This is a genomic window from Paraburkholderia sp. A1RI-2L (genome assembly GCF_048957375.1).
Taxonomy (GTDB): domain Bacteria; phylum Pseudomonadota; class Gammaproteobacteria; order Burkholderiales; family Burkholderiaceae; genus Paraburkholderia.
In genome coordinates this window covers 1,306,091-1,332,586 of record NZ_JARBTA010000001.1, presented here as the reverse complement: position 1 = coordinate 1,332,586, position 26,496 = coordinate 1,306,091, and the positions used below count along the sequence as shown (strand labels likewise).

The following is a 26,496-nucleotide window of genomic DNA, read 5'->3' as shown; positions in this document are numbered from 1 at the left end:
GGGGCAGCAGCGTCGGCGGTTTAGACGAAGGTCATAGGCGTTTGCGTGGACGAAGCGTTCGAACGCAGCGCCTCCACCATGTTCCCTTGGGGTAGGGGGCCGGGAGATTGCAGAAGCGGCAGGTAACTCGGTTCTCGGTGTCGTCCAGGAACAATCTCAGTCCTACGTTGCCCGGGCGCGGGTCCGTCTCCTCGAAAATCCGATCGAAGTCCGCATGCTCCACCGGGTCCGGGCGACCGTCCGGCCACTTCGCGAACGCGTGGACGATGACGGCGGAATGCGGTTCAATCCCGCCGGTGCGCTGAGCCCGGGGTGTGGCGATCGGTTCGCGGTAGTAGGTCGGCTGGTGGTACGCGTTGCCTTGGAGCGCGAGGTAGAACAGGTGGCGCCAGTGTTCCTCGTGATCGTCGGCGATCCGGCGGTGGACCTTCACCCCGATCTCGTGTTTCAGCGCCTTGTACGTTTCCAGGTTACGGGCGGCGGTCAGCCAGTTCAACCGGTCGGCCGGGACCGGATCCGTTTGGGCGCCGTCAACGGTCAGGGCGTTGTACGCGCGTTCGAGCGCGCGGACGGCCTGGTCGAGGAGGGCCGCGTTCTTCTGGTAGCGCAACGGGCGGGTGATGGCGAAGACCGAGATGAGCACCGTCACCACCGACACGGCGCCGGCCAACAACCGCAGCTCGCCTTCGTTGAGATCCCCGACGAACGACACCACTGCGGTCCAGGCCGGCGACAACCACGCGATCATGTTCGACCTTCCGGCGCGGGCGCGGTCAGAGCGACAGGCGCCAGCTCGACGCTCAGGCGGTATTCCATGAGCTGAACGCGCGGGGCGACCTTGCCCGCGTATTTGAGCTTGTCGCTGATCAAGTTCGCCACGATCACCCCGGACACGTTCTTGCCGTTGGCCAAGCGCCCCATGTAGCGCTGCACCTGGCCGAGGGCGGCGTCCGGCCCTCGGCCCAGTTTCAGCTCGAACACCACGAAATTGCCCTCGCGGTCCTGGAAGATGACATCCGCGGGCCCGCAGTCGGTCTGGTACTCCACGCCATCCCGACCGTCGGCGTCGACGAACAGGCTGAGGGGGCCGTGCATCGTGGTGCTGGGCGGGTTGCGCGCTAAGTAGTCCCGCAGGTGGCTCTCGAGCGCGAACGCACCGCCGCCGAACCCATCGTCTACCGGTTCCGCGCTGTCGATGTCGGGCATGGCCGCCGCTTCCTCGATGGCGTCGTCCACGCGGCGCACCGCTAGGCCGTCCGACGTCTGCTCGATCGACCACAAGCCGTGCTTGTCTGCGTCGTACCACACGACGCGACCGCGGCTGGTGGCAAAGAGGAAGTCGTACGGACCGTTCGCCAGACGGGGCTTCTTGTTTTCCGGGTAGTTAACCCGACCGACCCGGTTGACGGTGCAGATGGCGATCTGACAGGCGATGGTTGCTTCGTTGAGGTCCGGGTACGCGCGCAGCAGGAGCTGCTTAATCTCCGCGTTGCTTGTCTCGCGGCCCAATGGGGCCACGGCTTCGTGGATGAGTTGCCAAATGGGCGGTCGGTTGGTGGTGCTCACGGGTCAGTTTGCTCGCGTTAATATTGTCGTCGAGTCCTGCGCTTATACGGTATCTAGGACCGCCCTCAAAAGAGCCTGACGGTATCAGAGCCGGTATTGTGCTAGCAAATTGTTCTGAGGCACTGATTCCCGCGATCTTTGAAACATAGCGGGCGTGGATTCTCTGGTGTGGTCTGAAGTGAGCCCCTAAGTGCCGAGCGGGATTTTCGGTATCGCTGGCGGTATCGACGACGCGTGACCGGGCCGACACGCCGTGCCCACAAGGCTCCAGCCGCTGGGTTGACAATCGAGTGGGAGTGATCCCCAGCGGCGCGGCCGGGCCAACGGCCGTCGCCGCACGCCCAACGTATCGAATGGTAGTTGGCCGCAAACCGCTGCTCACCCAGTGTTCTGAGAAACGCCCGGCAGGGAATACTTGCCGGGCGTTGTTTTTTGCGCGATGACCGAGATGCATGTCACGACGAGACTGCTGCATACCGAGCGCCTGCACCTCACGTGCTGTACGGCGACGACGGCCCGGTCGATCCGCGCGAGATTAAGCCGATCACATGGACCGTGCGGGAATTCGTTCTGGTCGATAGCTGCCTCGGCAAGACGCGTTACGACACAAAAGGTCGTTGGCTGCTGAAGTGCAGCGGCCCGTCGGACTGAGAGCGCTGATAGTTATCGGGATCTCCCGTGCCCGCGCGCAAGTCCACTGCCGGCATGCCTTCCCTCACCGAGAGCGCAATCATCCCTCATACGGGGCATGCAAATGCTATAAAATTGCGTTTCGCACTGGACTTATCCCCAGCAAGCCTGCTTCACTCCGTCTGACGCTCCGCTCACGCCTCCAGCGGCAGGGCGCTCGTTCCCTTGAGTTCATCGAGGCAGACGATCGAATGCACGCTGCTCACACCGGGCGCGCGCATGAGCGTGTCGAGCAGGAATTCGGACAGCGCCTTGAGATCGCGCGCGACCACCTTCAGTACATAGTCGATATCGCCAGTCACGGAATAGCACTCCTGCACCTGGGGCAACTGCGCGACGAGTTCCTTGAACTTGACGAGCTCGCGCATGTGCCCGCGCTCCATCGTCACCTGAATGAACGCGACCACGCCAAAGCCGAGCGCCTGGGCGTCGAGCCGCGTCTCGTAGCGCTTGACGACTCCCAGTTCCTCGAGCCGGCGATGACGTCTCAGCGTTTGGGCCGGCGAGAGCTTGACGGCGGCGGCCAGTTCCAGATTCGAGGCGCGTCCGTGCTCCTGTAGCGCGGCAAGGAGCCGCAGGTCGATGGAGTCGAGGGTGAAGTTTTGCACTTTCGTTGCCTTGGGGGTGGCTAATGCGAAATGAAATTGTACCAATCAGGGTTTGCCTGCGTATCAGATGAAATCATATTTTTCCGCTCCGCCTATACACTTTGTTCGCCTGACGGGACTGTCGGTCAACGCTGACGGCCTTGAGAGCGCGCCGGCGCAGAAGGTTGTGCGCGCAATTTTATTTCGCGCGGCCGCGCTGGGAACCCACCAGGATCCCCGGCGGACGCATCGATAAAGAAGAGACAGGAAGAGACATGGTTTCAAACGACACACGTGGCGGCAGTGGTCAACCCGGTGCGCAACCCGGCGACCAGGACGGTCACCTGAAGCGCGGCCTCAAAAACCGTCATATCCAGCTGATCGCACTGGGCGGCGCGATCGGCACGGGACTGTTCCTCGGCATCGCGCAGACGATCCAGACCGCCGGCCCCTCGGTGCTGCTCGGCTACGCGATTGCGGGCATCGTCGCGTTCTTCATCATGCGGCAACTGGGCGAGATGGTCGTCGACGAGCCCGTCGCCGGATCCTTCAGCTATTTCGCCGATAAATATTTCGGTCCGTTCGCCGGCTTTCTGTCGGGCTGGAACTACTGGGTGCTCTACGTGCTCGTGAGCATGGCCGAGCTTTCGGCCGTGGGCATCTACATGCATTACTGGTGGCCGGCGCTGCCGACCTGGGTGTCGGCGCTCGTTTTCTTCGTCGTGATCAATGGCGTCAATCTCGCGAGCGTCAAGTCATATGGCGAACTCGAGTTCTGGTTCGCGATCATCAAGGTGCTGGCGATCGTCGGCATGATCGCGTTCGGCGGCTGGCTGCTGCTCTCGGGCTCGGCGGGGCCGGAAGCGGGCGTGTCGAACCTCTGGCGCCATGGCGGCTTCTTCCCCCATGGCATGTCGGGTCTCGTGATGTCGATGGCGGTCGTGATGTTCTCGTTCGGCGGTCTCGAACTCGTCGGCATCACCGCCGCCGAAGCCGACGACCCCTCGCACACGATTCCGCGCGCGACCAATCAGGTGATCTATCGCATCCTGATTTTCTATGTGGGCGCGCTGGGCGTGCTGCTCTCGCTTTATCCGTGGGAAAAGGTCGTGTCTGGCGGCAGCCCCTTCGTGCTGATCTTTCACGCGATGAACAGCAATCTGGTCGCAAACGTGCTCAACGTAGTGGTGCTCACGGCGGCGCTTTCGGTCTACAACAGCGGTGTTTATTGCAACAGCCGCATGCTTTACGGTCTGGCACAGCAGGGCAATGCGCCCAAGGCATTGCTCAAGGTGAACCGGCGCGGCATTCCGCTGGCGGCGCTCGCCGTGACGGCGGTCGCGACGGCGGCGTGCGTGATCATCAATTACTTCATGCCGGGCAGGGCGTTCGAGTTGCTGATGGGGCTGGTGGTGTCGGCGCTCATCATCAACTGGGCGATGATCAGCCTGATTCACCTGAGGTTCCGCCGCGAGAAGGCTCGCGCGGGCCAGACGACGCGTTTTCAGAGCCTCGGTTATCCGCTCACGAATTACCTGTGCCTGGTGTTCCTCGCCGGCATTCTCGTTGTAATGTATCTGATTCCGGATCTGCGGATTTCCGTCTATCTGATTCCGGTCTGGCTGGCGGTGCTCGCGCTCGCCTATCGTTTCTGGCGCCGCGGCGCGGTGCCGACGCTGCAAGGCAGCGTCCAGGCGCGCTAGACGCTGTCGCACGTCACGTCGCATCGCTCCGGCCAGCATTTCGTAAACATCCATAACTCGCAAGCCAACGCCATGTTCGAACATATCGATGCCTACCCCGGCGACCCGATCCTCTCGCTCAACGAGAACTTCCAGAAAGATCCGCGACAGAACAAGGTCAATCTGAGCATTGGCATCTATTTCGACGATGAAGGCCGTCTGCCGGTGATGAAGGCGGTTCACGAGGCCGAAGCAGCGATCCTGGCCGAACCGGGCGCGAAGCCGTATTTGCCCATGGCCGGTTTCGCGCAATATCGCGACGCTGTGCAGGCGCTCGTGTTCGGTGCGCAATGTCCGTCGCGTGCGGCGAACCGCATCGCCACGGTGCAGACGCTTGGCGGCTCGGGTGCGCTCAAGGTAGGCGCCGATTTCATCAAGCGCTATTTCCCGCAGAGCCAGGTGTGGGTGAGCGACCCGACGTGGGAAAACCATCGCTTTATCTTCGAGCGCGCGGGATTCGTGGTGAACACCTACCCGTACTACGACGAAGCCAACGGTGGCCTGAAGTTCGAGGCCATGCTTTCGGCCATCGACGCACTGCCCGCGAAGAGCGTCGTGCTGCTGCATGCCTGCTGCCATAACCCGACCGGCGTGGATCTGGACGAGTCGCAATGGGCCCAGCTGATCGACGTGCTGCAAAAGCGCGATCTGCTGCCGTTCGTCGACATGGCCTATCAGGGCTTCGGCGCGGGTCTCGATGCCGACGCATTCGCGGTGCGCGAGCTTGGGCGGCGCGGTGTGCCGGCGCTGGTGGCGAATTCGTTCTCGAAGAACTTCTCGCTGTACGGCGAGCGCTGCGGCGGTCTGCACGTAATCTGCGATGACGCCCAGGCGGCCGATCGCGTGCTCGGGCAACTGACGGGCGCGGTGCGTTCGAACTACAGCAATCCGCCGACGCACGGCGCGAAGATCGTTACGCGGGTGCTCACGAACCCGGAGCTCAAGGCGTCGTGGGAAGCGGAGCTGGCGGCGATGTGCGAGCGCATCGCGCGCATGCGTCGGGCGATTCATGACGGGCTCGCGGCGCACGTGAGCGGCGAGGCGCTTTCGCGCTATGTGAAGCAGCGCGGCATGTTCACGTACACGGGCCTGAGCGCGGATCAGGTCGAGCGTCTGAAGGAGGAGTTCGGGGTGTATATCCTGCGCTCGGGCCGCATGTGTGTCGCGGGGCTCAACGAAAGCAACGTGAGCATCGTGGTCGATGCGGTGGGCAAGGTGCTGAAGGCCTGACAGTCCGGGGGCGCCCTCAGCGGCGCCTCAAAATCTCATTCCCGTTCCCACTCCGCATCCTCCTCCTATGCCGCCGCTGCCGCCGCCCGCGGCGCAAAACACGCCGCAGCCGGAAACGGTGGCGGCCAGCAGCATTAAAGCGGCCCCAAGGCGCAGCCGCCGCGCGGTGCGGTAGCTGCGCGAACCAGCGTGGGGGGCGTCGGTGCGATCGCCGGAAGCCGGCGAAGCGTCGAAAATCGAAGCAGATTTCATGGTTTTTTAAGCGCGAATTGTGCCCGAGTTGAGCCTGAAAGCGGAATTGAGCCGCCGGATCGCCGCTCCATCGCGGCCGTTGCGGATCTGGCTCGAAAATAAGCTACTCGGCATGTGCGCTCCAATCAGACGAATCCGGCTTTGCGTTGCCGGCGATCACATGCGCATCGCATTAAATTCTCCATCTGTCAATCCGTCGGAAACGAACGTCAGCCATGACAGACGCGCAGGGTCTTCCAGGTGTTACCCTGATAGAATCTGATCGACGCAACGTAGTGGATTGCTGATGAAATTGCTTGATGCTCTCGTCGAACAACGGATTGCCGCCGCAGCCGCGCGCGGCGAATTCGACGATTTGCCGGGCGCCGGAGCGCCGCAGGCGCTCGGCGACGACCCCTTCGTCCCCGAAGAGGTGCGCGTGGCGAACCGCATTCTGAAAAATGCGGGTTTCGTGCCGCCTGCGGTCGAACAGCTTCGCGCACTGCGCGATCTCGAGGAAGAACTCGCCAAGGTGAGCGACAAGGCCGCCCAGTGCCGGCTGCGCGCCCGCATGCTGGCGCTCGACATGGCGCTGGAGTCGCTGCGCGGCGGCCCGCTGGTGGTGCCGCATGAGTATCGCCGCCGCATTGCCGAGCGTCTGACCGAGCGTGCGACGCTGCAAGGCGTCGCGGCGGGGGCCGCGTGAGCGGCGTGCCCGCTGCCACGCCGCTGTGCGAGCTCGAGAAGCGCCACGTGGAGCGCCCTGAGCCCGTGCCGGGCGAGGGCGCGCCGCAAAGCGATCCGCCTGGATCCACAGATTCTCCCATATCCACCGGAGCTGCCGAGGCCCGAGCCGAGCTTGTCGGCGAACCCGTCACCGAGCGCGACCGCCATTTCATGCGCCTTGCACTGGACGCGGCCGAAACGGCGCGCGCGGCCGGCGAAGTGCCTGTCGGCGCGGTGCTGGTGCGTGGCGACGAGGTTGTCGCGACGGGCTTCAATCATCCGATAGGTGCACACGATCCTTCGGCGCATGCCGAAATGGCCGCGCTGCGCGCCGCCGGCACGGCGCTGAGCAACTATCGCTTGCCCGGCTGCGAACTCTATGTGACCCTGGAGCCGTGCCTGATGTGCGCGGGGGCGATCATGCACGCCCGCATCGCGCGCGTGGTGTACGGCGCGCGCGATCCGAAAACCGGGGCATGTGGCAGTGTCGTCGACGCCTTTTCGAACGGCCAGCTCAACCACCACACGCGCGTGGCGGGGGGCGTGCTCGAGACCGAATGCGGCGATGCACTGCGCTCGTTCTTCGCGGAGCGCCGCCGCGCGAGCCGCGAAGCGCGCCGCGCGGCCATTGCCGGCGCCGATCCCGGTGTGCCCGAAAACAAGCAATAACAAGCGATAGCAATCGATAACAACGGATAATAGCCGCTGGCGGCCACGCGTCCGCGCCGTGGCAGGCGCATGGCACGGTCGCCGATTACCTGACCTGTTGACCATGACCATGCATCGCACCATCGAACTGATTGCACCGTCGGGCTATCCGCATGACCAGGAAGCCGTGTACCGCGGGATTACGCGTCTTCGCGCGCAGGGCCACCGCGTAGAGGGAACCGAGGCCGCCGAGCGGCGCTTCCAGCGGTTTGCCGGCACCGATGGTCAGCGCGCCGCTGAGCTGAATCGCCTCGCCGATCCCGGGCGCGACCTGCCCGATATCGTGCTCGCCGTGCGCGGCGGCTACGGCGCCGTGCGCATCCTGCACGGCCTCGACTACCACGGCCTGCAAAAGCGCCTCTCCGGACAGTCGATCGCATTCGTCGGACATAGCGACTTCACCGCGATCCAGCTTGCGCTCTACGCACAAGCCGGGCTCACGACATTCGGCGGTCCGATGCTCGTGAGCGATTTCGGCGCGCCGGAGTTGAGCAGCTTCACGATGGACCACTTCTGGAACACGCTCTCGAAGCCCGAATTCACGCTCAAGGTCGACGCGCCGCAGGCGCAGCACGCCAACGTTTCGGGCATGCTGTGGGGCGGCAATCTCGCTATGCTCACTTCGCTCGTCGGCACGCCCTATATGCCGCCGGTGGAGGGCGGGATCCTGTTTGTCGAGGACATCAACGAACAGCCGTTCCGGGTGGAGCGGATGCTTTATCAACTCCATCTATCGGGCATTCTTTCGCGCCAGCATGCGTTGGTGCTCGGCGATTTTTCCGGCGGCAAATCCTACGATTACGACAACGGCTACGACTTCCTGGCGATGGTCGAGCAAGTTCGCTCGGTGGTGGGGATTCCGGTTATTACGGGCCTGCCGTTCGGCCACATCGACAACATGGTCACGCTGCCGTTCGGCGCCCAGGCTCACCTGAATGCCGACGCTCACGGCTTCGAACTCACTGTGAGCGACTATCCATATCTCGCCTGACTCTACGATTGCGAGATAGAAAAAGCGCCTTCGGGCGCTTTTTCTAGGTGCCATATATGCAACTAACAGCCAAAAACTTACAAGTTTGGCCGTTGCTCTGGAAGCGTCATCGCCATTAAATTGTTGACAAAAAATGAGCTGGAATGGAGTAGGGGCTCACTGGATCGGTGCGTTGTACCCCATGTTTGCGCGGGTTTTGCGAAGATTGGGCATACGAATCGGACGCTGATCTGGGTATCTTCCCCAGGTTTGTCGATAAAATTGTTGACAATCTTTATGTCCAAACTAGGATACACAACATCAAGGTGAGAGACATGCGAAACGCCGATACCGAAGCCGACGTGACCGGCACGAAACCCGAGGCCATTGCCGCGCGCATCCGCGCCGCGATCCTCGAACATCGTTTGCCGCCTGGCGCGAAGCTCACGGAGGCGCAGTTGTGCGAAGTGTTCAATGTGAAGCGCGGGCCGATCCGGCAGGCGCTTTCGCTGCTCGCCGGCGATCACCTCGTCGATCTGGAGCCGAACCGCGGCGCGTTTGTCGCCAGCCCGTCGCTCCAGGAGGTGCACGAGGTGTTCGAGATGCGCCGCATCATCGAACTGGCGGTGGTGGAGCGCATTTGCAGTGCGCAGCATGGCAGCCGGCGGCTCAAGGGCATCGGCGAGACCATTCGGCGCGAGCGCAAGGCGTTCGAAGGGCGCGATTTTCCGGCCTGGATCCGGCTGTCGGGCGAATTTCATACGCAGCTTGCGGCACTGACTGGCAATACCGTGTTGTGCGATTGCCTCAATGGCCTCGTGGCGCGCTCGACGCTGATCTCGGCGCTGTACGAGTCGCCGGGCCGCAGCCCATGCTCGTTCGACGACCACGAGGCGATCGTGCAGGCGCTGGAGGCCGGACAGGTGCAGGAGGCCACCGCGCTGATGACGTGCCACCTGCAGGGCGTCGAGCTCAGGATGCTCGACCGTCCGGCGGGCGCGTCGGTGGATCTGCAGGACGTGTTCGGCACGCGCGCCGCAGCCACGGCTGGGCGTTGACGAAAGATCGAGTGATTTCCCACCGGTGCGGAGCAGCGCGGCGCCGGGCAAAAGTGCAACACTGAATTGAACTGGAGACACGCGCGGCGCTGCGAAATTCGGGCCGCCGCGCGCTAGAGAAAGGATCGATGTGGCAGCGGGCGTCGCTACGGCGCCCGCAGGACGGGCAACACCATGGGCAGGGCGCGCGTAGGCGCGACCGCACGGTGCGATGGGCGTCGAGCCAGACGCCGCGAGGGCGCAACGCCCCTTGCCTGGGTCCGGAGCCATCCGGGAATATCGCGGCGGCCGCGGCATGCGGCGCAGCGCGCGTTTCGAGGCGTTTCACGCGTCTTTTTTCCGTCGGCGTATCCATCCCAAGGAGCGGACCATGGCTCAATTCAGCGCATCACCAGGCAGTCCGGCAGTGCCCACCTTCGATTCTTCCGAGAGCAGCGACACGGCGGACGGCATGCGTCTGCCGGCCGGCTACAGCGAACGCCTCTACAACGAAGACCTCGCACCGCTCAAGGAGCAGACCTGGGGTGCCTATAACATCTTTGCGTTCTGGATGTCGGACGTGCACAGCGTCGGCGGCTATGTGTTCGCGGGCAGTCTCTTCGCTCTCGGCCTGACGAGCTGGCAGGTGTTGCTGGTACTGATCGTCGGCATCTCGCTCGTCAACGTCCTATGCAACCTCATCGCGCGGCCCAGCCAGCGTCACGGCGTGCCGTATCCGGTCGCCTGCCGTGGCACCTTCGGCGTGCTCGGCGCGAACATTCCTGCTGTGATTCGCGGCCTGATTGCAGTGGCATGGTATGGAATCCAAACTTATCTGGCGTCGAGCGCGCTCGTGATCGTCGTGCTCAAATTCATGCCGCAACTGATGCCATACGCGGACGTCCACAAGCACGGCATGCTCGGACTCTCGGCAATGGGCTGGGCCGGTTTCATGACACTGTGGGTGCTGCAGGCACTGGTGTTCTGGAACGGCATGGAAACCATCAAGAAGTTCATCGACTTCGCCGGTCCGGCAGTCTATGCGGTGATGTTCATTCTGGCGGGCTACATGGTGTATCGCGCGGGCTGGCACAACATCGGCCTGAATCTCGGTGGCGTGAAGTATCACGGCGCGGAGGTGATCCCGGTGATGATCACTGCGGTCTCGCTCGTGGTGTCGTATTTCTCGGGGCCGATGCTCAACTTCGGTGACTTCTCACGCTACGGAAAATCGCTCAGAAGCGTGCATCGCGGCAACTTCTGGGGCTTGCCGGTCAACTTCCTCGCGTTCTCGATCGTCACGGTGATCACGACCTCGGCGACGCTGCCTGTGTTCGGACAACTGATTACTGATCCGGTGGAAACGGTGAGCCGCATCGATCATCCCACCGCCGTCATTCTCGGTGCGCTGACGTTCACGATCGCGACCATCGGCATCAATATTGTCGCGAACTTCGTTTCGCCGGCGTTCGATTTTTCGAACGTGGCACCGCGTCTCATTAGCTGGCGTGCGGGCGGCATGCTTGCCGCTGTGGCGTCGATTTTCATCACGCCGTGGAATCTCTTCAACAATCCCGCCGTGATTCACTACACGCTCGACGTGCTGGGCGCCTTCATCGGGCCTTTGTATGGCGTCCTGATCGTCGACTTCTATCTCGTGAAGCGCGGCCGTCTCGCCGTCGACGATCTCTACACCGTCTCGCCGAAGGGCGCGTACTGGTACAGCAACGGCGTGAACTGGCGGGCGGTGTTGGCGCTGCTGCCCGCAGCGGTCATCGCGATTCTCTGCGTGATGCTGCCGTCGCTCGAGAGCGCAGCGAACTTCTCGTGGTTCATCGGCGCGGGACTGGGCGCACTGTTCTATCGCGCCTTGACGATGGGTGAGCGTGCACGGGCACGCACGTAACACGAAACAGGTGCCAAACAGGTGCCAAACGACCAGAGAACTGACATGCGTATCAAACTGATCAATCCGAACACCACGCAGCGCATGACGGCTGCGATGGGGCAGTGCGCCCGCGCGGTGGCTGCGGCGGGTACGGAGATCGTCGCCGTGAGTCCGACGATGGGGCCGCCCTCTATCGAGGGCTACTACGACGAGGCGCTCGCGACGCCGGGCCTGCTCGCAGAAGTGGAGGCGGGCGAGCGCGAGGGCTTCGATGGTTACGTGATCGCCTGTTTCGGCGATCCGGGGCTGTACGCGGCGCGCGAGCTCGCGCGCGGGCCGGTGGTGGGGATCGCCGAAGCGGCCATGCACGCGGCGAGCGTGCTCGCGCCGGGCTTTTCGGTCGTGACCACGCTCTCGCGCACCAAGGCGATGGCGTGGCATCTCGCCGAGCGTTATGGCATGAATCGCTTTTGCCGCAACGTGCGGGCGATCGATGTGGCCGTACTCGAACTTGACGAGCCGGGCTCGGCGGCGCGCCGCGCGATCGTTGACGAGTGCCGCCGGGCGCTCGACGAAGACGGCGCGGACGCGATCGTGCTTGGCTGCGCCGGCATGACGAGCCTTTGCGCACAAGTGGAAGACGCGCTTGGCGTACCGGTGGTGGATGGCGTGACAGCAGCCGTGAAGTGGGTGGAGGCGCTGGTCGCGCTGCGTCTCGCGACGGCCAAGCGGGGCGACTTCGCGCGGCCCCTCGTGAAGCGTTACGATGGAGAATTCGCGCACTTTAGCCCGACCAGTGCGGCGAGCGCCACCGAAACGCCGTCGCCGGCGCGGCCGCTGCGGTTCGGGTAAACACGCAACGGGCCCAGTGCCGCGCCGGACGGGGCTTGCGCGGCACATACATCTCGCTTGACCCCTACTATCTGTCAGTGCGTATGGGCGTGCCCGGGTGATTTAGCTACACTGAGCCGATTCTAAAAGCAGTCTCGCCCGGCGCGTCGCAAAGCCTTGTGGCGCAAGGCTTTCAGCCGGTTCAGCCGCTTTCTGAAAGTGTGGACCGTCCGCGCGGTTTTTACGTTTCGTTATCCATTCCGAAAGATTCGATCAGCATGCTACTCGATCCCCAATATCCCCGCGATCTGATCGGCTATGGCCGGCATCCGGTGCAGGCCAACTGGCCCGGTCAGGCGCGCGTCGCAGTGCAGTTCGTGCTCAATTACGAAGAGGGCGGTGAGAACTGCGTGCTCCACGGCGATCCAGCCTCCGAGCAGTTCCTCTCCGAGATCGTTGGCGCTGCCGCTTATCCGGCGCGTCACATGAGCATGGAGTCGATCTATGAGTACGGCTCGCGCGCGGGTGTGTGGCGTATTCTGCGCGAATTCGAAAAGCGCGGCCTGCCGCTCACCGTGTTCGGTGTCGGCATGGCAATCGAGCGCCATCCCGAAGTTGCGCGCGCATTCGTCGAGCTCGGCCACGAGATCGCATGCCACGGCTATCGCTGGATTCACTATCAGGACGCCACGCCCGAACTCGAAGCCGAGCATATGAAGCTCGGCATGGAAGCGATCGAGCGCGTGACGGGCGTGCGTCCGCTAGGCTGGTACACCGGCCGTGACAGCCCCAACACGCACCGCCTCGTGGCGGAACACGGCGGCTTCCTCTACGACTCCGACAATTACGGCGACGATCTGCCGTTCTGGATGGATGTCGAAGTCGCCGGCGGCAAGCAGGTGCCACAACTGATCGTGCCTTATACGCTCGACACCAACGACATGCGGTTTGCGACGCCGCAGGGCTTCAACACGGCAGATCACTTCTTCACCTACCTGCGCGACGCGTTCGACGTGCTCTACGCAGAAGGCGACGAAGCGCCGAAAATGCTTTCGATCGGTATGCACTGCCGTTTGCTCGGCCGCCCGGGGCGGTTCCGCGCACTGCAGCGCTTCCTTGATCACATCGAACTGCACGATCGCGTGTGGGTCACGCGTCGTGTTGACATTGCGCGCCACTGGCGCGAGCACCATCCCTATCAACCGCAGCAGAACGACCACCGCGGGGCCGCCGCATGAAGGCAATGCAATACACCCTCGACCAGTTGAATACCGCCTCGACCGACGCCTTCGTGGCAGCGCTTTCGGGCATTTTCGAGCACTCGCCCTGGGTGGCGGAAGCAGCGGCGCAGCAGCGCCCCTACACGAGCATCGACACGTTGCACAAGACGATGTCGAATATCGTGGAGACCGCTGGCGAAGAGAAGCAGCTCGCACTCATCAACGCTCACCCGGAACTCGCGGGCAAGGCCGCCGTGCGCGGCGAGCTGACCGACGAATCCACGCGTGAGCAAAGTGGCGCTGGCCTGAACCTGTGCACGCAGGAGGAATTCGACAAGCTGCAGGCCCTCAACCAGGCTTATCGCGAGAAGTTCGGTTTTCCGTTCATTCTCGCGGTGCGCGGCTATGACCGCCATAGCATCATCGCGAATTTCGAGTCGCGTGTGAACAACACGCGCGCCGACGAAATGCGCGCGAGTCTCGACCAGATCTATCGCATCGCGCGCTTCCGGCTCGACGAGTTGATCGACGCATGAGATTGACGCCGCGCCTCGCATATCGCGACGGCGCGTCTGCTACCGCGCGGCGCCGCTAACCCAGGGTTCGCGCGTGCACCCGCTTGAGCGATAACGAGGCGAATATGAGCGATACGACACAGGATCTTGGCATGACACTAGCAATCGAACTGCTGACCCCCGAAGCATTCGCGCCCTTCGGCGACGTGATCGAGCTGGCTGGCGCGAAGCAAATTCCGATCAATCTGGGCACGACGATCCGCTATCACGATCTCGCGAAAGTGGACGTCACGGACGAGAACGGCCGCACGCTGGTCAATCTCTTCCGCGGCCAGCCGCGCGTGCTGCCGTTCGAGATCAAGATGCTCGAGCGCCATCCGCTCGGCAGCCAGGCATTCGTGCCGCTCAACGACAAGCCGTATCTCGTCGTGGTGGCGCCGGCGGGCGATCTGGACGTCGCGAAGATTCGCGCATTCGTTTCGCACGGCTGGCAAGGCGTGAACTATGCGAAGGGCGTCTGGCATCACCCGCTGATCGCACTGGGCGAGGTGAGCGACTTCATCGTCGTCGATCGCGGTGGCGATGGCTTGAACCTCAACGAGCAGGATCTGCCGGAGTCGCTCTGGCTGACCGAAGAGGCGATGGTCGCAGCGCAACGCTGATGCGCTGAAGCATCGCGCTGGCGAAAGAAAAAACCACGGCCGAGGCCGTGGTTTTTTGCATTTGAAGAGGCATGCGCGTTAGCGACATGCCCCGGTCATGCGAGTTTGGCTGCGATCAGAACTCGTAGCCGACCTGAGCGCGAGCCGCCGTGTTGCCGGTGCTCGTGACAGAGACGCCACCGTTGACGAGCCAGTGCGCGTTCGCCGAACGATACGTCACGCCGACTGCCGCAGCGCTGCCGCCCATGTAGTAGCCGCCACCCGCCGCGACCACCGTGCGCCCCGGACCCGAAGGCGTGAGGTTCGGCATGGCCATTGCAGCGGCCACGCCGGCGTACGCGTTCTTCGAAACCGTGTTGATCGAGTTCTGCAGATTGCCGATCTGCTGACCGAACGCGTTCGATTGCTGCGCCATCGCGTTGTTCAACTGGTTCAGGTTGACCGCGTCGGTGCCCGACGTGCCGGCCGCGACGTTGACGATCTGACGCTCGGAGCCTTCGGCGCCGACCGAGACCGCGTTGTCGCGGTTCGCGATCGAGTTCGCGCCGATCGCCACGGCGTTGTTCGCCGACGCGTTGGCCTTGTCACCGATCGCCGTCGAGCTCGCGCCCGTTGCCACGGCGCCGCCGCCGACTGCAACCGATTGCGAGCCCGAGGCTGCCGCGACGCCGCTCGTCGAGTTGATCGAGGTTGCCGTGGAGCCGCCCACGCTGATGTTCTGCAGGGCCTGGTTCAGGCTGTCGACCTGCTGGTTCGTGGCGTAGAGCTGCTGGCCGGTCACCGCGTCCGTGCTGTCCAGCGAGAGGGCGCCGTTCGACAGGCCGCTCAGCTTGACATTGCCGCCGCTCGTGCTGGCGAGCGTCACGCTCGAGTGGTCGGCGTTATCGTAATGGACTGCATCGGCGTCGGTGCTGGACGAGGTGTCGCCAACGGCGGCCATCGACCTGACGGAGTTGCTGCCGGCCGTGCTTGTGCCGAGCAGCGAGCGCGGTGCCGCAGCCATTTGCACCACGGGCGCAGCCGCTGCCGTGCTCGATGCGCTTTGGACCGTTGCCGACGAACTCGTTGCGTCCGCAGCCAGCGCCGCGATCTCGGCCGTGTTCTTCTGCACGCGGTTGTCGAGATTGGCGATGGCGTCGCCCACCGTGTTGACCGTCGTGCCGCCCACCGAGTAGGACGGTGCAATCAGGCCGCCGGCCGCATTGATACCGGCGCCGCCGCCCAGAGCCGCTGCCACACTGCGCAGCTGGCCGACATTGACCGCGTCCGTGTCGCCCTGGCCCGCTGCGAGGTTGACGATACGGCGCGTGTTGACGGCGTTCTGGATCGTCTGCACCTGGCCGTTCGCGTCATAGGCGATATACGAACCGGTACCGTCATTACCGACCGAGACCGTGTTTGACTGGTTCGCCACCGAGCCAGCGCCGATCGCTACCGCGTCCTTCGCGCTCGCAAACGCCTGCACACCGACAGCGACGCCGTTTGCCGAAGGCGTAAAGGCGTTCGAGCCGATCGCGATAGAGCCGGCGCCCGAAGCGCGTGCCGCGTCGGACGGACCCCGAGAACCGGAGCTGTCCGCGAGGCCGCTGACTTGCGAGTAGTACGCCGCAGTCGTATAGGTCCGCGTGAGGCCGGCCGCGTTGACGCCGGAGCTGCCGTTCGCGGGGTCGGGTGCCTGTGAGCGCAGCAAGGTGCTCTGGAGGCCGCCGCCCGTTGCCGCACTGACGATGTCGTAGACCTGGCCCACGCTGGCCGCGTCGGTGTCCACCAGACCGTTCGCCACGTTGCTGATGACGGTGCCCTTGGGCAGGTACTGGGACCGGCTGCCGTTGACGAAATACGGGCTATTGCCCTGGCCCGGATCGAGGACGATCTGCGATGCCGAGGTCCCGATGGTGTTCGGAACATAGAGGACGGCAGGATTGCTGACCTTGCCGCTGGCGTCCATGATGAAGCCGCCATACGTATAGCCTGTGGGATCCGACGACACAGCCTGCGCACCCCAGCCCGCGGTAGTCAGCGTGTTGTTGATCTTCGTAATGGCGATATTGGCGCCTTCCTTGACGTCGTACAGCTGCGCGCCGTTAACCGCGTCCGTGCTCGAAACCGACACGTCTCCAGCCGCCACGTTGGTGAGCTTCGTGCCTTGTGCGCCGCCGAACGTGATGGTGCTCTTGCTCGTATCGTCGTACTGCACGATGTTGCTGGTTTGCTGCGCGAGGTTGTCGAGCGCGCTATTGGTCGCGTACAGCTGCGAACCGTTGACGGCGTCGGTCGACGAAGCGCTCAGGCGGCCGGCTGCGACGTTCGTGAGCGTACGTTCGTTACCGACGCTGCCGATGCTGACGGTGCTTGCCGGATTGCTGCCCGCGAAAGTGTAGTCCTGACCGCCGATCGTGGCGTCGGTGGTGGCGATTGCGGCTTCCGTCGTCGAGCCCGCGCCGAGTGCGACGGCGTCGCTGTGCGAGGCCGTGGCGCCAGTGCCGATGGCGAGCGCATTATCGCCGCTGGCGAGTGCGTTCGCGCCGACGGCGATCGCAGCCGTGCCGGTTGCGCCTTCTCCGTTGTAGTTGCCATCGTTCGGCGTGCTGTTGATGCCGACGTAATGCGTCGACTTGCTGTCGAATTTCTGGATGGCGTCATAGAGCTGCGAACCGTTGATGGCGTCGGTGCTGGCAACCGAGACTTCACCATTGGCGACGTTATGCAGTCCGACGGGTTTCATGTCGCTCGCGTTGCCCAGCGTTACCGAATCGTGCGCGGACGAGTCGTAGACCACGGCATCAGCGAGCTTGCCGTTGATGTTGGTGATGTCGCCCTGGATGTTGGTGACGTCGCCTGCGAGGTTCGAGATGCTCGAATTCGTCGCGTAGAGCTGGCCGCCGTTGACTGCATCGGTGCTGGCCGCCGAGAGCTCGCCGTTGGCGACGTTGTGCAGCGCGACCGGTGCGCTTGCATCGGTGCCACCGAGCGTCAGCGAATCGTGCGCGGACGAATCGTAGACCACCGCATCAGCGAGCTTGCCGTTGATGTTGGTGATGTCGCCCTGGATGTTGGTGACGTCGCCTGCGAGGTTCGAGATGCTCGAATTCGTCGCGTAGAGCTGGCCGCCGTTGACTGCATCGGTGCTGGCCGCCGAGAGCTCGCCGTTGGCGACGTTGTGCAGCGCGACCGGTGCGCTTGCATCGGTGCCACCGAGCGTCAGCGAATCGTGCGCGGACGAATCGTAGACCACCGCATCAGCGAGCTTGCCGTTGATGTTGGTGATGTCGCCCTGGATGTTGGTGACGTCGCCTGCGAGGTTCGAGATGCTCGAATTCGTCGCGTAGAGCTGGCCGCCGTTGACTGCATCGGTGCTGGCCGCCGAGAGCTCGCCGTTGGCGACGTTGTGCAGCGCGACCGGTGCGCTTGCATCGGTGCCACCGAGCGTCAGCGAATCGTGCGCGGACGAATCGTAGACCACCGCATCAGCGAGCTTGCCGTTGATGTTGGTGATGTCGCCCTGGATGTTGGTGACGTCGCCTGCGAGGTTCGAGATGCTCGAATTCGTCGCGTAGAGCTGGCCGCCGTTGACTGCATCGGTGCTGGCCGCCGAGAGCTCGCCGTTGGCGACGTTGTGCAGCGCGACCGGTGCGCTTGCATCGGTGCCACCGAGCGTCAGCGAATCGTGCGCGGACGAATCGTAGACCACCGCATCAGCGAGCTTGCCGTTGATGTTGGTGATGTCGCCCTGGATGTTGGTGACGTCGCCTGCGAGGTTCGAGATGCTCGAATTCGTCGCGTAGAGCTGGCCGCCGTTGACTGCATCGGTGCTGGCCGCCGAGAGCTCGCCGTTGGCGACGTTGTGCAGCGCGACCGGTGCGCTTGCATCGGTGCCACCGAGCGTCAGCGAATCGTGCGCGGACGAATCGTAGACCACCGCATCAGCGAGCTTGCCGTTGATGTTGGTGATGTCGCCCTGGATGTTGGTGACGTCGCCTGCGAGGTTCGAGATGCTCGAATTCGTCGCGTAGAGCTGGCCGCCGTTGACTGCATCGGTGCTGGCCGCCGAGAGCTCGCCGTTGGCGACGTTGTGCAGCGCGACCGGTGCGCTTGCATCGGTGCCACCGAGCGTCAGCGAATCGTGCGCGGACGAATCGTAGACCACCGCATCAGCGAGCTTGCCGTTGATGTTGGTGATGTCGCCCTGGATGTTGGTGACGTCGCCTGCGAGGTTCGAGATGCTCGAATTCGTCGCGTAGAGCTGGCCGCCGTTGACTGCATCGGTGCTGGCCGCCGAGAGCTCGCCGTTGGCGACGTTGTGCAGCGCGACCGGTGCGCTTGCATCGGTGCCACCGAGCGTCAGCGAATCGTGCGCGGACGAGTCGTAAACCACGGCATCAGCGAGCTTGCCGTTGATGTTGGTGATGTCGCCCTGGATGTTGGTGACGTCGCCTGCGAGGTTCGAGATACTCGAATTCGTCGCGTAGAGCTGGCCGCCGTTGACTGCATCGGTGCTGGCCGCCGAGAGCTCGCCGTTGGCGACGTTGTGCAGCGCGACCGGGTTCATGGCTGCCGCGCCGCCAAGCGTGACAGAATCCTGTTCCGGCGAGTCGTACTGCACGGCGTTGCCGACACCGACGCTGAGCGCGTAGAGTTGCGAGCCGTTGACGGCGTCCGTGCTGTCCGCCGATATCTTGCCCGGCGCGAGTTGCACGATCTTCTGGTTGCTCATCGTGACGACGCTGTCGAACGTCGTCGGACCGTAAACCATCACGCTAGCGCCACGGATAGCGAGCGTGCCATTCTGGTAGCCAGCGACCTGTGCGGTCGATGCGCCGAATCCGTAGCCACCCTTTGCATCCGCGGCGTTGTTCAGCGAGAAGGCGAGGCCGTCGGACGTGCCGCTGCCACTGGAGCAATCGAGCGACTGGCTGCCACCGCTGGAGCCCCACGAATATCCCGAGGTGCCCGAGCAAATCTCAAGACCGCCCTGGCCGACCGTTCCCGGCACCGGCGCAACGGTTGTACCTGTTGTGGTGCTTGTCGTGGTTTTGGCCGTCGAAGCCGCGGCGGAGAGAGCGGCAAGCTGCGCAGGTGTCAGCGTTGCAGCACCGGTTGTTGCGGAAGAGAGGCCTGCAGCGAATCCAACAGCACCGGTGGCGAGGACAGCGAGCCGGCGCGAAGATTTGCGGTGTGCCGTGGCGGTTTCGGGCGCGGCGACCCAGGTTTGGTCTGTTTCGCTCCAGACAGAGCGATAGGTCTTATTCATTCAGGCAACCATATTAGAGTTGATTTTCGTCAGCGCATGCGCCAATGACCTCCGTGTGAGTGCACGGCCGTCGAAAAAGGAAACCCCGTTTCGGCGATGCGTTGCGCAACTCTATGGGGGGAGTGCGGGTGTCAGGAATACGAATATTCTTAATTCGAGTTCTAAGGATGACGTAATTTCTGGAATGGAAATTTTTTACATAAAGATGGGACTGAAATTTCTATCCCTTGACTACAGCATAAAAAGCAAAATTCTTATTCATTGGTCGCTTTTGCTTATTTAATTGAGAAATTTGTGGAGATTTGAAAATTAATATGAAAATGTGTCAATAATGGATTGGATTTTATTCCGGCTGTTAAGATAGCCGCGCCACCAAAACGGGGTGGCTTTCATCCGAAAACTGGAGAACCAAAATGGAAAAAATCGATCGTGGTCAACTGGCCAACGCCAAGCTCGCAGGCGGCTGCTGCAAGTCGAAGAATCAGCCTCAGCCGGATCCGACGCCGGTTCCGCGTTGATCGCCTGATCTGAACGAAGGGGGGTTAAATGCCCCCCTTTCGGCTTTTTTAGGGCTTCGGTTCGTTCCGATACTGTTGGGCCAAGAAATGTCCGCGGGCACAATCTCACAATTCTTCAAACGCCTTTACGCACGATTTGCCGGTGGGCGTCTGGCGCTGCGTCGCCGGCTGCTCGCCCGTTTGCCATTCGTCGCGGTCGAGCGGGGGGCGCTTGCCAGCTGGATGATTCGATCGGTCTTCGACGGCGGCACCCGCGCAAACGGTGTATCGCGCTACGAAACCGGCCGCATTGACGTGGGCCTCGCACGCACTCAAGCGCTACGTACGATGAGTGCGAACGTGCGCGAAGCATGGCTGGACGAACGCATCTATGCCGGGCGCGCATTGCACCGGGACGCCTGGCCCGATCTGCGCGCGGCAGCTCAGCAATTGGTTTTGCGAATCAATCAGATCAGGACTAAAGAACCGGGGCGCGTTATCGTGCTCTCGCCGTTTCACTATGTGTCGCAGTACGCGAACATCTGGGTGGTGGACGAAGTGCGTCGCGTTCTGGGAATGGAATCAATGGCAGTCGTTTCCGGCGTGCAGCGCGACATGTACGGTAACGACGCGGCGATGATTCCTTCGATCCGTGTGCTTTACACCTACGACGAGAATGGCCGCGAAAGCCGCAACGGTTTGGGCTTGCGGGTCATACGCGCATTGCGTCGCGATGGCGTGGCCGTGGTGTTTTCCGATGTTCCGCCTTATACATTGGCCAAGTTTCCCATGGAGACGGTCGGTGTGACGATCGGGGACCGGCCCGCGCGCGTGCATAACGGCGTATTCCGGCTAGGCATGCCGGTGGATGCGCTGTTGCTCCCGTTTTATCTTAGTTTCGAGAAAGGACGATTTGGCGTTAGGATATTCGATCCTATCGCGCTTGCCGATGCCGCTGCGCCTCAATATCTCGCTAACGATATCGAGATCGCGCGTCGCGAAAATTATCCGCATTGGCTCTATGCTGGGCATCCGTCGGTGTATCACTTTGCGGCAGCCCGTTAGAAATCCTTAAGAAGTACAAGCACGAGTAGACCAAACGGCGCATGGCGTCGAAAAAATACACTTCGGCCGGCATGACCGGCCGCAGGGGAACGATAACAACGTGGAACCGATTTATCTTCCCGAGTTCCGGGATATTCGCTGGCGCTGGATTGCCTACGCGGCATCGACGATCGTGGTGTTTGGCGTGGCGTTTGCCTTCACGCACGAGGTAGAGCTGAAGCAGGACGTGCGCTGCGAAATCGTGTCGCCGGCTGAAATCAAGATCCAGGGCGCGAGCGGGTTGATCTCGTCGATCTACGTTCAGCCGCCTGAGAAGGTAAGTGCGGGACAGCCGCTTTTTCGCGTCGAGCGCGACTTGTCGCTCGCGACCGACGGCACGCGCCGAACGGCCTTCGACGCCCAGGTGCGCGACGAGGAGCGCCGCGCTGCCGACGCGCGCTATACCCAGCGTCACATCGAACTCACGACGCAGCTCTCCACGGCGCGCAGCAACGAAGCCAGCCGCCGCGCTGAGCTCGCTGAACTGGGCGTGCAGGGCGCGCAGAACAGCCTGCTCGTGAGCGAGGCGCAAAAGAAGCTCGCGCGTCTCGAATCCGTTTCCGATTATGTCGCCGCCGACCGTGTCGAGCAGGCGCGCGCTGACTTGCACCAGAGCCGCATTGCGAGCGCCGAGGCGGCGTCGCGGCGTCAGCAGGCCCAGGCGGCGATCGCCGATCTGCAAAATACCCAGACGGCTCTCGCCGCGCAGCTCAAGGAACTCGAATCGAGCCATGCGCGCGAACTCCAGGAAGCGGATGTGCGCTTCGAGCAAAACCGGCGCGATGCGACGATTTCGGCGCCGAAGGCTGGCATGGTGACGTTCTCGCGCCTCGTGCAGGGAAGCACGCTGCAGCCCGACGACGTAGCGATGGTGATCGTCACCGATCCGAAGCAGCCCTTGCGCGCCGAATTGCGCATTCCGTCACGTCGGCGCGGTTTCGTGCACGAGGGCCAGACGGTGCGCCTGAAGTTCGATGCATTTCCCTACGCACGCTTCGGCTCATACGAGGCACGCATCAACTCGATTTCGCACACGACGGTAACGGCTGCGTCGCCGCCCACCGGAGCGGATGCAGCCGCCGCGGCTACCGGCGGCACGCCGCCGGAGCAGGGCGACGAGTACGTTGCGTGGGTCACGCTGCCCGGCAATACGTTCCACTATGGCTCGCAGCGTTTCGACATTCTGCCGGGGATGCAGGCGACCGCGAGCGTCGTTGTCGAGCGGCGCACCATCGCGGAATGGGTGCTCGAGCCGTTGTTCAAGATCGTACGAGGCTGAAATGCAGGTGATTTACCAGAACGAAGTCGCCGAGTGCGGCTACGCGTGTCTTGCCATGGTGCTCTCGCATTTCGGCCGCGCCACGGAGGTCCGCGAGCTTTCGGCGTACCGGCCGATTTCGGCTAACGGCCTGTCGTTGATGGACTTGTACGACACGGCAACCGATTTTGGCCTTGAAGTTCAGGCGTTCCGCTTCGATGCCTCGCAGGTGGGCGAGATCAAGCGCGGCTCGATCATCCATTTCGGCGGCGCGCATTTCGTGGTGTTTGAGCGTGCCTCACGCCATTACGTCACGTTGCTCGATCCGGCTGTCGGACGCCGGCGCATCGCAAAGGACACCTTCCTCGCGTGCGTATCCGGCTATTTGATCGAATGCGCGCCAACACCGGCGCTCACGCAGATCAAGCGGCGCTCGCGGGTGCCCGCCGCGCTCGCACGCGTGCGTGAGCTCAATCCGCAGATGCGCGGCCAGTTCGCGAAGATTCTCTTCGTCGCGCTGGGGGCGCAGTTCGCGATTCTCGCGCAGCCTTACTTCGGTTCATTCGTGCTCGATCATGTCGTGTCCGCGGACAATCTCGAACTGCTTAACGTGCTCGCGCTCACGTTCGGATCGATCTTCCTCGTGGGCGCGCTCAGCCAATATGTGCAAGGCGTGCTGGTCGAGTTGCTCTACGCGCGCACGAGCGTGAATGCCACGGAGGGGCTGTTTGCGCATCTGTTGCGTGTGCCCATCGCGTACTTCGAAAAGCGCAATGTCGGAGATATCTTCACGCGCTTCAAGTCCCAGGACGAAATCAACGGTTTCGCGTCGCGCAAGGCCGTGTCGTTTTGCATCGACATCACAGTCGGGTTGCTGGCGATGTTCCTGATGTTCGTTCAGAACGTCAAACTATCGCTCCTCGTACTGGTGATTTTTGCAGCCTACGTCATCGTTTCCGGAGCGATCTTCGCCTCGATGCGCGACGCGCATGCGCGCGTGCTCCAGGAAGGCGCACGTTGCGACGACGCACTCTTCGAGACCGTGCGCGGCGCATCGCTCATCAAGCTGTCGCAAGGCGAGACGCGGCGCGTGGCGCGTTATATGGAGATCTTTCGCACCTATGCGTCGGCGCTGTTCCGCAGCAGCCGGCTCGCGGCGACGCGCGACGCGGTGCTCAAGCTGCTCATGCATGTGGAGACGCTGGTCGTCACCTGGTTCGCAGCGAAGCTGATGCTCGGCGGCGTGCTTTCAGTCGGCGCGTTCTACTCGTTCATGATCTACAAGGCGCTGTTTTCGGAGCGGATCGCTTCCACCATCAACACGGGCTTTGCGTACTACATGCTGAGCGTGCCGGTCGCGCGGGTCGACGACATCGTTGCCTGCGAGCCCGAGCGTTATACGGCACTCGCCGACGTGCACAAGACCGTCGAAGTGCGCGAGTTCGAGCGCATCGGCGTACGCAATGTGACCTTTGCGTATGGCGTCTCCGACCAGCCCGTGCTCGCGGGGGCGAGCATCGACATCGCGCGCGGCGACAAGATCGTGATTACTGGACCGTCGGGCGCTGGCAAGTCCACGCTCTTCAAATTGCTGGCCGCTTCCGAAGTGCCGCAGCAAGGAGAAATTACGCTTAACGGCGTCGCCTGGCCCAATCTGAGCGTCGACGAAATCCGCCGCCACGCCGTTCACATGCGCCAGGGCGACATCATTCTTCACGGTTCGATCGCCGATAATATTTCGCTCTTCGAAGGCAGCCCGGACGAAGCGCGCATTTTCGCGCTGCTCGAGGAGGTCGGTCTGCTCGATGACGTGATGCGTTTGCCGATGCGCACGCGCACGATCATCAGCGATTCGCTCGCGAATATTTCCGCTGGCCAGCGGCAACGGCTGCTGCTTGCCCGCGCGCTTTATCAGCGGCGCGAGTTGCTGCTGCTCGACGAGCCGACTTCGAATCTCGACCCCGTTGCGGTGCGGCGCATATCGGCGCTGCTTCAGCGGCTCGATCGCACGGTCGTGGTGATCACGCACGACGTTGCCATGGCCGAGGGTTTCGAGCGGCACTATCGTCTCGTCGATGGTGCGTTCGTGCGCGTCGAGCGCGAGCACGCCGGCGCGGCGATGGAGGGCGTGGCATGAGCGGCGCGCGTTCCCGCCGTGGCGTGCGCGCGCTCGCGCTCGCGTGCTTCCTGCTCGCGAACGGTGTGCATGCCGCAGACCTGCTTTCCGTGGTCGGCGACGCGCTCGATCACGATCCGGCGCTGGCCGCTTCGCGCGCGGCGACGCGCGCAGCCGCGCAGGCCGTGCCCAAGGCGCGCGCGGGGCTCCTGCCTCGGTTCACGGGCGGTTGGGGCCGCGCTTACAACGGCATTGTGATGGAGGATTTCCCGACCCAGCATTACTGGCAGAGCGGCTGGACGATCGGGTTGACGCAACCGCTATTCAACTGGGCGAACTGGACTGCGTACCGGCAGGCCGACTACGAGGTGATGCGTGCTCGCCTGCAGGCGGCCAATGCGACGCAGGACACCATCCTTGCCGCAGCGCGTGCGTATTTCGATGCGCTTGCGGCCGGCGACGAGGTGGCGCGGGCGACGGACTATTTGCGCGCGCTCGACGCGCATCTAGCGCTGGTCAAGCGTGCGAAGGCAGCGGGCGAGGCGACGCTCATCGATGTGCAGGATGGCGAAGCGAGCCGCGCACAGGCGCAACTCCAGTTGCTCGACGCGCAAAGCCAGGCGCGTCTTGCGCGCGCAGCGCTCGAACGGCTTTCAGGAAAATCTGCGGAGACGCTCGCGCCGCTGCCGCCCGGCGGCGCGCCCATGCTCCAGCCTGCCGATGTCGAGCCTTGGGTCACGCAGGCGCAAACGCACGGCTACGCGGTGCAGATCGGCGAAGTGGCGCTGCAGATCGCGAAGTTCGACACCGAGAAGGCGCGTGCGGAACGTTATCCGACTGTCGACTTGCAAGTGAGTCACACGCCGGCCGGTGCGGCGGGCGGCTATGCGAGACCCACGACGACGACGACCGGCATGCTCGCCGTCACGATTCCGCTTTTTGCGGGCGGCGAGATCTCGGCGAAAGTCGACGAGGCGAGGGCGCTCGAAGACAAGGCGCGCGACGATCTCGACGTGGCGGTGCGCGACTCGGGAGCGGGGGCGCGCGATGCGTGGCTGCGCGTGACATCGGGCCAGGCGCGCGTGAGCGCGCTCGAACAGGTCGTGCGGCGTTCGCAGACGGCGCTCGACGCGACGCGCATCGGCTTCGGCGTGGGCAGCCGCACGAGTCTGGACGTGCTGCGCGCGACCGATACGTTCTACGCGAGCCGTCGCGACCTGATCCGCGCGCGCTATGAATCGGTGCTCGCGTTGCTAAAGCTGCTCTCGCAGACCGCCACGCTTGACCTGGACGAAGTGGGGCGGATCAATGCGCAGCTTTTCGCGAGCGGTGCGATGCCCGAGCGCGGGCAGCCGCTGGCCACGGCAAGCCAGGCCGGTGCGAGGCAGGCAAGCGCGCCTATCGCCGAGCCGGTCGTGCGCGATGTCGTCGATAACGAGGCCTCCGTCATGCGCCCCCCGGAGCCCGCCTGGATGCCGGTCCCTCCACCACGCGCAGCGGCGGCGGCGCCGGCACAAAGCGCACCGCCCCAGGCTGCGCCGCGAGCGCATCGTGTGCTTTCGGCGGCCGACATGGCGCCCGCAGCGCAGGCCTTGAATAGCTACGTGCCGTTCGTTCGCTGATCTGATCGGTAAAAGAAAAAGCCCGAAGCGTTGCGCTTCGGGCTT

Annotated in this window: 20 protein-coding genes; 16 read left to right on the top strand and 4 right to left on the bottom strand. The window is 63.4% G+C overall.

The window, feature by feature from the left end; translation table 11 throughout:
• Positions 1 to 31: 31 nt before the first annotated feature.
• Positions 32 to 748: a hypothetical protein gene (locus tag PWP93_RS06260; protein ID WP_421043852.1), complete on the bottom strand. Its 717-nt coding sequence runs from the start codon at positions 746 to 748 to the stop codon at positions 32 to 34.
• Complete coding sequence (locus PWP93_RS06255; RefSeq protein WP_421043851.1) at positions 745 to 1,566, bottom strand: endonuclease NucS domain-containing protein; 822 nt, start codon at positions 1,564 to 1,566, stop codon at positions 745 to 747. The genes PWP93_RS06260 and PWP93_RS06255 overlap by 4 nt, the downstream gene beginning before the upstream one ends.
• Before the next feature lie 495 nt (positions 1,567 to 2,061).
• Here PWP93_RS06255 and PWP93_RS06250 point away from each other — a divergent pair, with 495 nt between their 5' ends.
• The gene (locus tag PWP93_RS06250) at positions 2,062 to 2,217 is read left to right on the top strand and encodes a hypothetical protein (protein ID WP_421043850.1); all 156 of its coding nucleotides are present in this window, start codon (positions 2,062 to 2,064) and stop codon (positions 2,215 to 2,217) included.
• A gap of 173 nt (positions 2,218 to 2,390) precedes the next feature.
• Here PWP93_RS06250 and PWP93_RS06245 read toward each other — a convergent pair whose 3' ends face one another.
• Positions 2,391 to 2,864: an Lrp/AsnC family transcriptional regulator gene (locus PWP93_RS06245; protein WP_421043849.1), complete on the bottom strand. Its 474-nt coding sequence runs from the start codon at positions 2,862 to 2,864 to the stop codon at positions 2,391 to 2,393.
• A gap of 254 nt (positions 2,865 to 3,118) precedes the next feature.
• Here PWP93_RS06245 and PWP93_RS06240 point away from each other — a divergent pair, with 254 nt between their 5' ends.
• The 11 genes from PWP93_RS06240 (at position 3,119) to PWP93_RS06190 (ending at position 14,603) form a co-directional block, all read left to right on the top strand.
• Complete coding sequence (locus PWP93_RS06240) at positions 3,119 to 4,546, top strand: amino acid permease (protein ID WP_421043848.1); 1,428 nt, start codon at positions 3,119 to 3,121, stop codon at positions 4,544 to 4,546.
• A gap of 72 nt (positions 4,547 to 4,618) precedes the next feature.
• Entirely contained in the window at positions 4,619 to 5,815 is a 1,197-nt protein-coding gene (locus PWP93_RS06235; protein ID WP_421043847.1) for an amino acid aminotransferase, read from the top strand.
• A 538-nt stretch (positions 5,816 to 6,353) separates the two neighbouring features.
• Positions 6,354 to 6,752, top strand: coding sequence for a DnaJ family domain-containing protein (locus PWP93_RS06230; protein ID WP_421043846.1), 399 nt, complete (start codon positions 6,354 to 6,356; stop codon positions 6,750 to 6,752).
• Between the two features lie 119 nt (positions 6,753 to 6,871).
• Positions 6,872 to 7,441 carry a tRNA adenosine(34) deaminase TadA gene (tadA, locus tag PWP93_RS06225; protein WP_421045019.1) on the top strand — a complete coding sequence of 190 codons (570 nt, stop codon included), beginning with the start codon at positions 6,872 to 6,874 and terminating at the stop codon, positions 7,439 to 7,441.
• 103 nt (positions 7,442 to 7,544) lie between these two features.
• Positions 7,545 to 8,471, top strand: coding sequence for a muramoyltetrapeptide carboxypeptidase (ldcA, locus tag PWP93_RS06220; RefSeq protein WP_421043845.1), 927 nt, complete (start codon positions 7,545 to 7,547; stop codon positions 8,469 to 8,471).
• Between the two features lie 314 nt (positions 8,472 to 8,785).
• On the top strand, positions 8,786 to 9,508 hold the full coding sequence (locus tag PWP93_RS06215; RefSeq protein WP_421043844.1) for a GntR family transcriptional regulator: 723 nt from the start codon (positions 8,786 to 8,788) through the stop codon (positions 9,506 to 9,508).
• A 370-nt stretch (positions 9,509 to 9,878) separates the two neighbouring features.
• On the top strand, positions 9,879 to 11,393 hold the full coding sequence (locus PWP93_RS06210; RefSeq protein ID WP_421043843.1) for an NCS1 family nucleobase:cation symporter-1: 1,515 nt from the start codon (positions 9,879 to 9,881) through the stop codon (positions 11,391 to 11,393).
• A gap of 45 nt (positions 11,394 to 11,438) precedes the next feature.
• Entirely contained in the window at positions 11,439 to 12,227 is a 789-nt protein-coding gene (locus tag PWP93_RS06205) for an aspartate/glutamate racemase family protein (protein ID WP_421043842.1), read from the top strand.
• Positions 12,228 to 12,484: 257 nt separating this feature from the next.
• Complete coding sequence (puuE, locus tag PWP93_RS06200) at positions 12,485 to 13,444, top strand: allantoinase PuuE (RefSeq protein ID WP_421043841.1); 960 nt, start codon at positions 12,485 to 12,487, stop codon at positions 13,442 to 13,444.
• Positions 13,441 to 13,962, top strand: coding sequence for a 2-oxo-4-hydroxy-4-carboxy-5-ureidoimidazoline decarboxylase (uraD, locus tag PWP93_RS06195; protein ID WP_421043840.1), 522 nt, complete (start codon positions 13,441 to 13,443; stop codon positions 13,960 to 13,962). Before puuE ends, uraD begins: the two co-directional genes overlap by 4 nt.
• 131 nt (positions 13,963 to 14,093) lie before the next feature.
• On the top strand, positions 14,094 to 14,603 hold the full coding sequence (locus PWP93_RS06190) for an ureidoglycolate lyase (protein ID WP_421023896.1): 510 nt from the start codon (positions 14,094 to 14,096) through the stop codon (positions 14,601 to 14,603).
• Between the two features lie 115 nt (positions 14,604 to 14,718).
• Here PWP93_RS06190 and PWP93_RS06185 read toward each other — a convergent pair whose 3' ends face one another.
• Positions 14,719 to 19,854 (bottom strand): ESPR-type extended signal peptide-containing protein, encoded by a 5,136-nt coding sequence (locus PWP93_RS06185; RefSeq protein WP_421043839.1) that lies wholly within the window; start codon positions 19,852 to 19,854, stop codon positions 14,719 to 14,721.
• Positions 19,855 to 20,459: 605 nt separating this feature from the next.
• Here PWP93_RS06185 and PWP93_RS06180 point away from each other — a divergent pair.
• The 4 genes from PWP93_RS06180 to PWP93_RS06165 all read left to right on the top strand — a co-directional run bounded on the left by PWP93_RS06180 (position 20,460) and on the right by PWP93_RS06165 (position 26,451).
• Positions 20,460 to 21,416: a hypothetical protein gene (locus PWP93_RS06180; protein WP_421043838.1), complete on the top strand. Its 957-nt coding sequence runs from the start codon at positions 20,460 to 20,462 to the stop codon at positions 21,414 to 21,416.
• 100 nt (positions 21,417 to 21,516) lie between these two features.
• Positions 21,517 to 22,734 carry an HlyD family efflux transporter periplasmic adaptor subunit gene (locus PWP93_RS06175; RefSeq protein ID WP_421043837.1) on the top strand — a complete coding sequence of 406 codons (1,218 nt, stop codon included), beginning with the start codon at positions 21,517 to 21,519 and terminating at the stop codon, positions 22,732 to 22,734.
• 1 nt (position 22,735) lies between these two features.
• The gene (locus tag PWP93_RS06170; RefSeq protein ID WP_421043836.1) at positions 22,736 to 24,850 is read left to right on the top strand and encodes a peptidase domain-containing ABC transporter; all 2,115 of its coding nucleotides are present in this window, start codon (positions 22,736 to 22,738) and stop codon (positions 24,848 to 24,850) included.
• The gene (locus PWP93_RS06165) at positions 24,847 to 26,451 is read left to right on the top strand and encodes a TolC family outer membrane protein (protein WP_421043835.1); all 1,605 of its coding nucleotides are present in this window, start codon (positions 24,847 to 24,849) and stop codon (positions 26,449 to 26,451) included. The genes PWP93_RS06170 and PWP93_RS06165 overlap by 4 nt, the downstream gene beginning before the upstream one ends.
• Positions 26,452 to 26,496 lie beyond the last annotated feature (45 nt).

Bases quoted from the DNA above. Each gene is read 5' to 3' on its own strand.
- PWP93_RS06165 (WP_421043835.1), top strand. From the start codon at position 24,847: ATGAGCGGCGCGCGTTCCCGCCGTGGCGTGCGCGCGCTCGCGCTCGCG.
- PWP93_RS06235 (WP_421043847.1), top strand. From the start codon at position 4,619: ATGTTCGAACATATCGATGCCTACCCCGGCGACCCGATCCTCTCGCTC.
- PWP93_RS06210 (WP_421043843.1), top strand. From the start codon at position 9,879: ATGGCTCAATTCAGCGCATCACCAGGCAGTCCGGCAGTGCCCACCTTC.
- ldcA (WP_421043845.1), top strand. From the start codon at position 7,545: ATGACCATGCATCGCACCATCGAACTGATTGCACCGTCGGGCTATCCG.
- PWP93_RS06230 (WP_421043846.1), top strand. From the start codon at position 6,354: ATGAAATTGCTTGATGCTCTCGTCGAACAACGGATTGCCGCCGCAGCC.
- PWP93_RS06170 (WP_421043836.1), top strand. From the start codon at position 22,736: ATGCAGGTGATTTACCAGAACGAAGTCGCCGAGTGCGGCTACGCGTGT.
- uraD (WP_421043840.1), top strand. From the start codon at position 13,441: ATGAAGGCAATGCAATACACCCTCGACCAGTTGAATACCGCCTCGACC.
- PWP93_RS06190 (WP_421023896.1), top strand. From the start codon at position 14,094: ATGACACTAGCAATCGAACTGCTGACCCCCGAAGCATTCGCGCCCTTC.
- PWP93_RS06260 (WP_421043852.1), bottom strand. From the start codon at position 748: ATGATCGCGTGGTTGTCGCCGGCCTGGACCGCAGTGGTGTCGTTCGTC.
- puuE (WP_421043841.1), top strand. From the start codon at position 12,485: ATGCTACTCGATCCCCAATATCCCCGCGATCTGATCGGCTATGGCCGG.
- PWP93_RS06215 (WP_421043844.1), top strand. From the start codon at position 8,786: ATGCGAAACGCCGATACCGAAGCCGACGTGACCGGCACGAAACCCGAG.
- PWP93_RS06240 (WP_421043848.1), top strand. From the start codon at position 3,119: ATGGTTTCAAACGACACACGTGGCGGCAGTGGTCAACCCGGTGCGCAA.
- PWP93_RS06180 (WP_421043838.1), top strand. From the start codon at position 20,460: ATGTCCGCGGGCACAATCTCACAATTCTTCAAACGCCTTTACGCACGA.
- PWP93_RS06205 (WP_421043842.1), top strand. From the start codon at position 11,439: ATGCGTATCAAACTGATCAATCCGAACACCACGCAGCGCATGACGGCT.
- PWP93_RS06185 (WP_421043839.1), bottom strand. From the start codon at position 19,854: ATGAATAAGACCTATCGCTCTGTCTGGAGCGAAACAGACCAAACCTGG.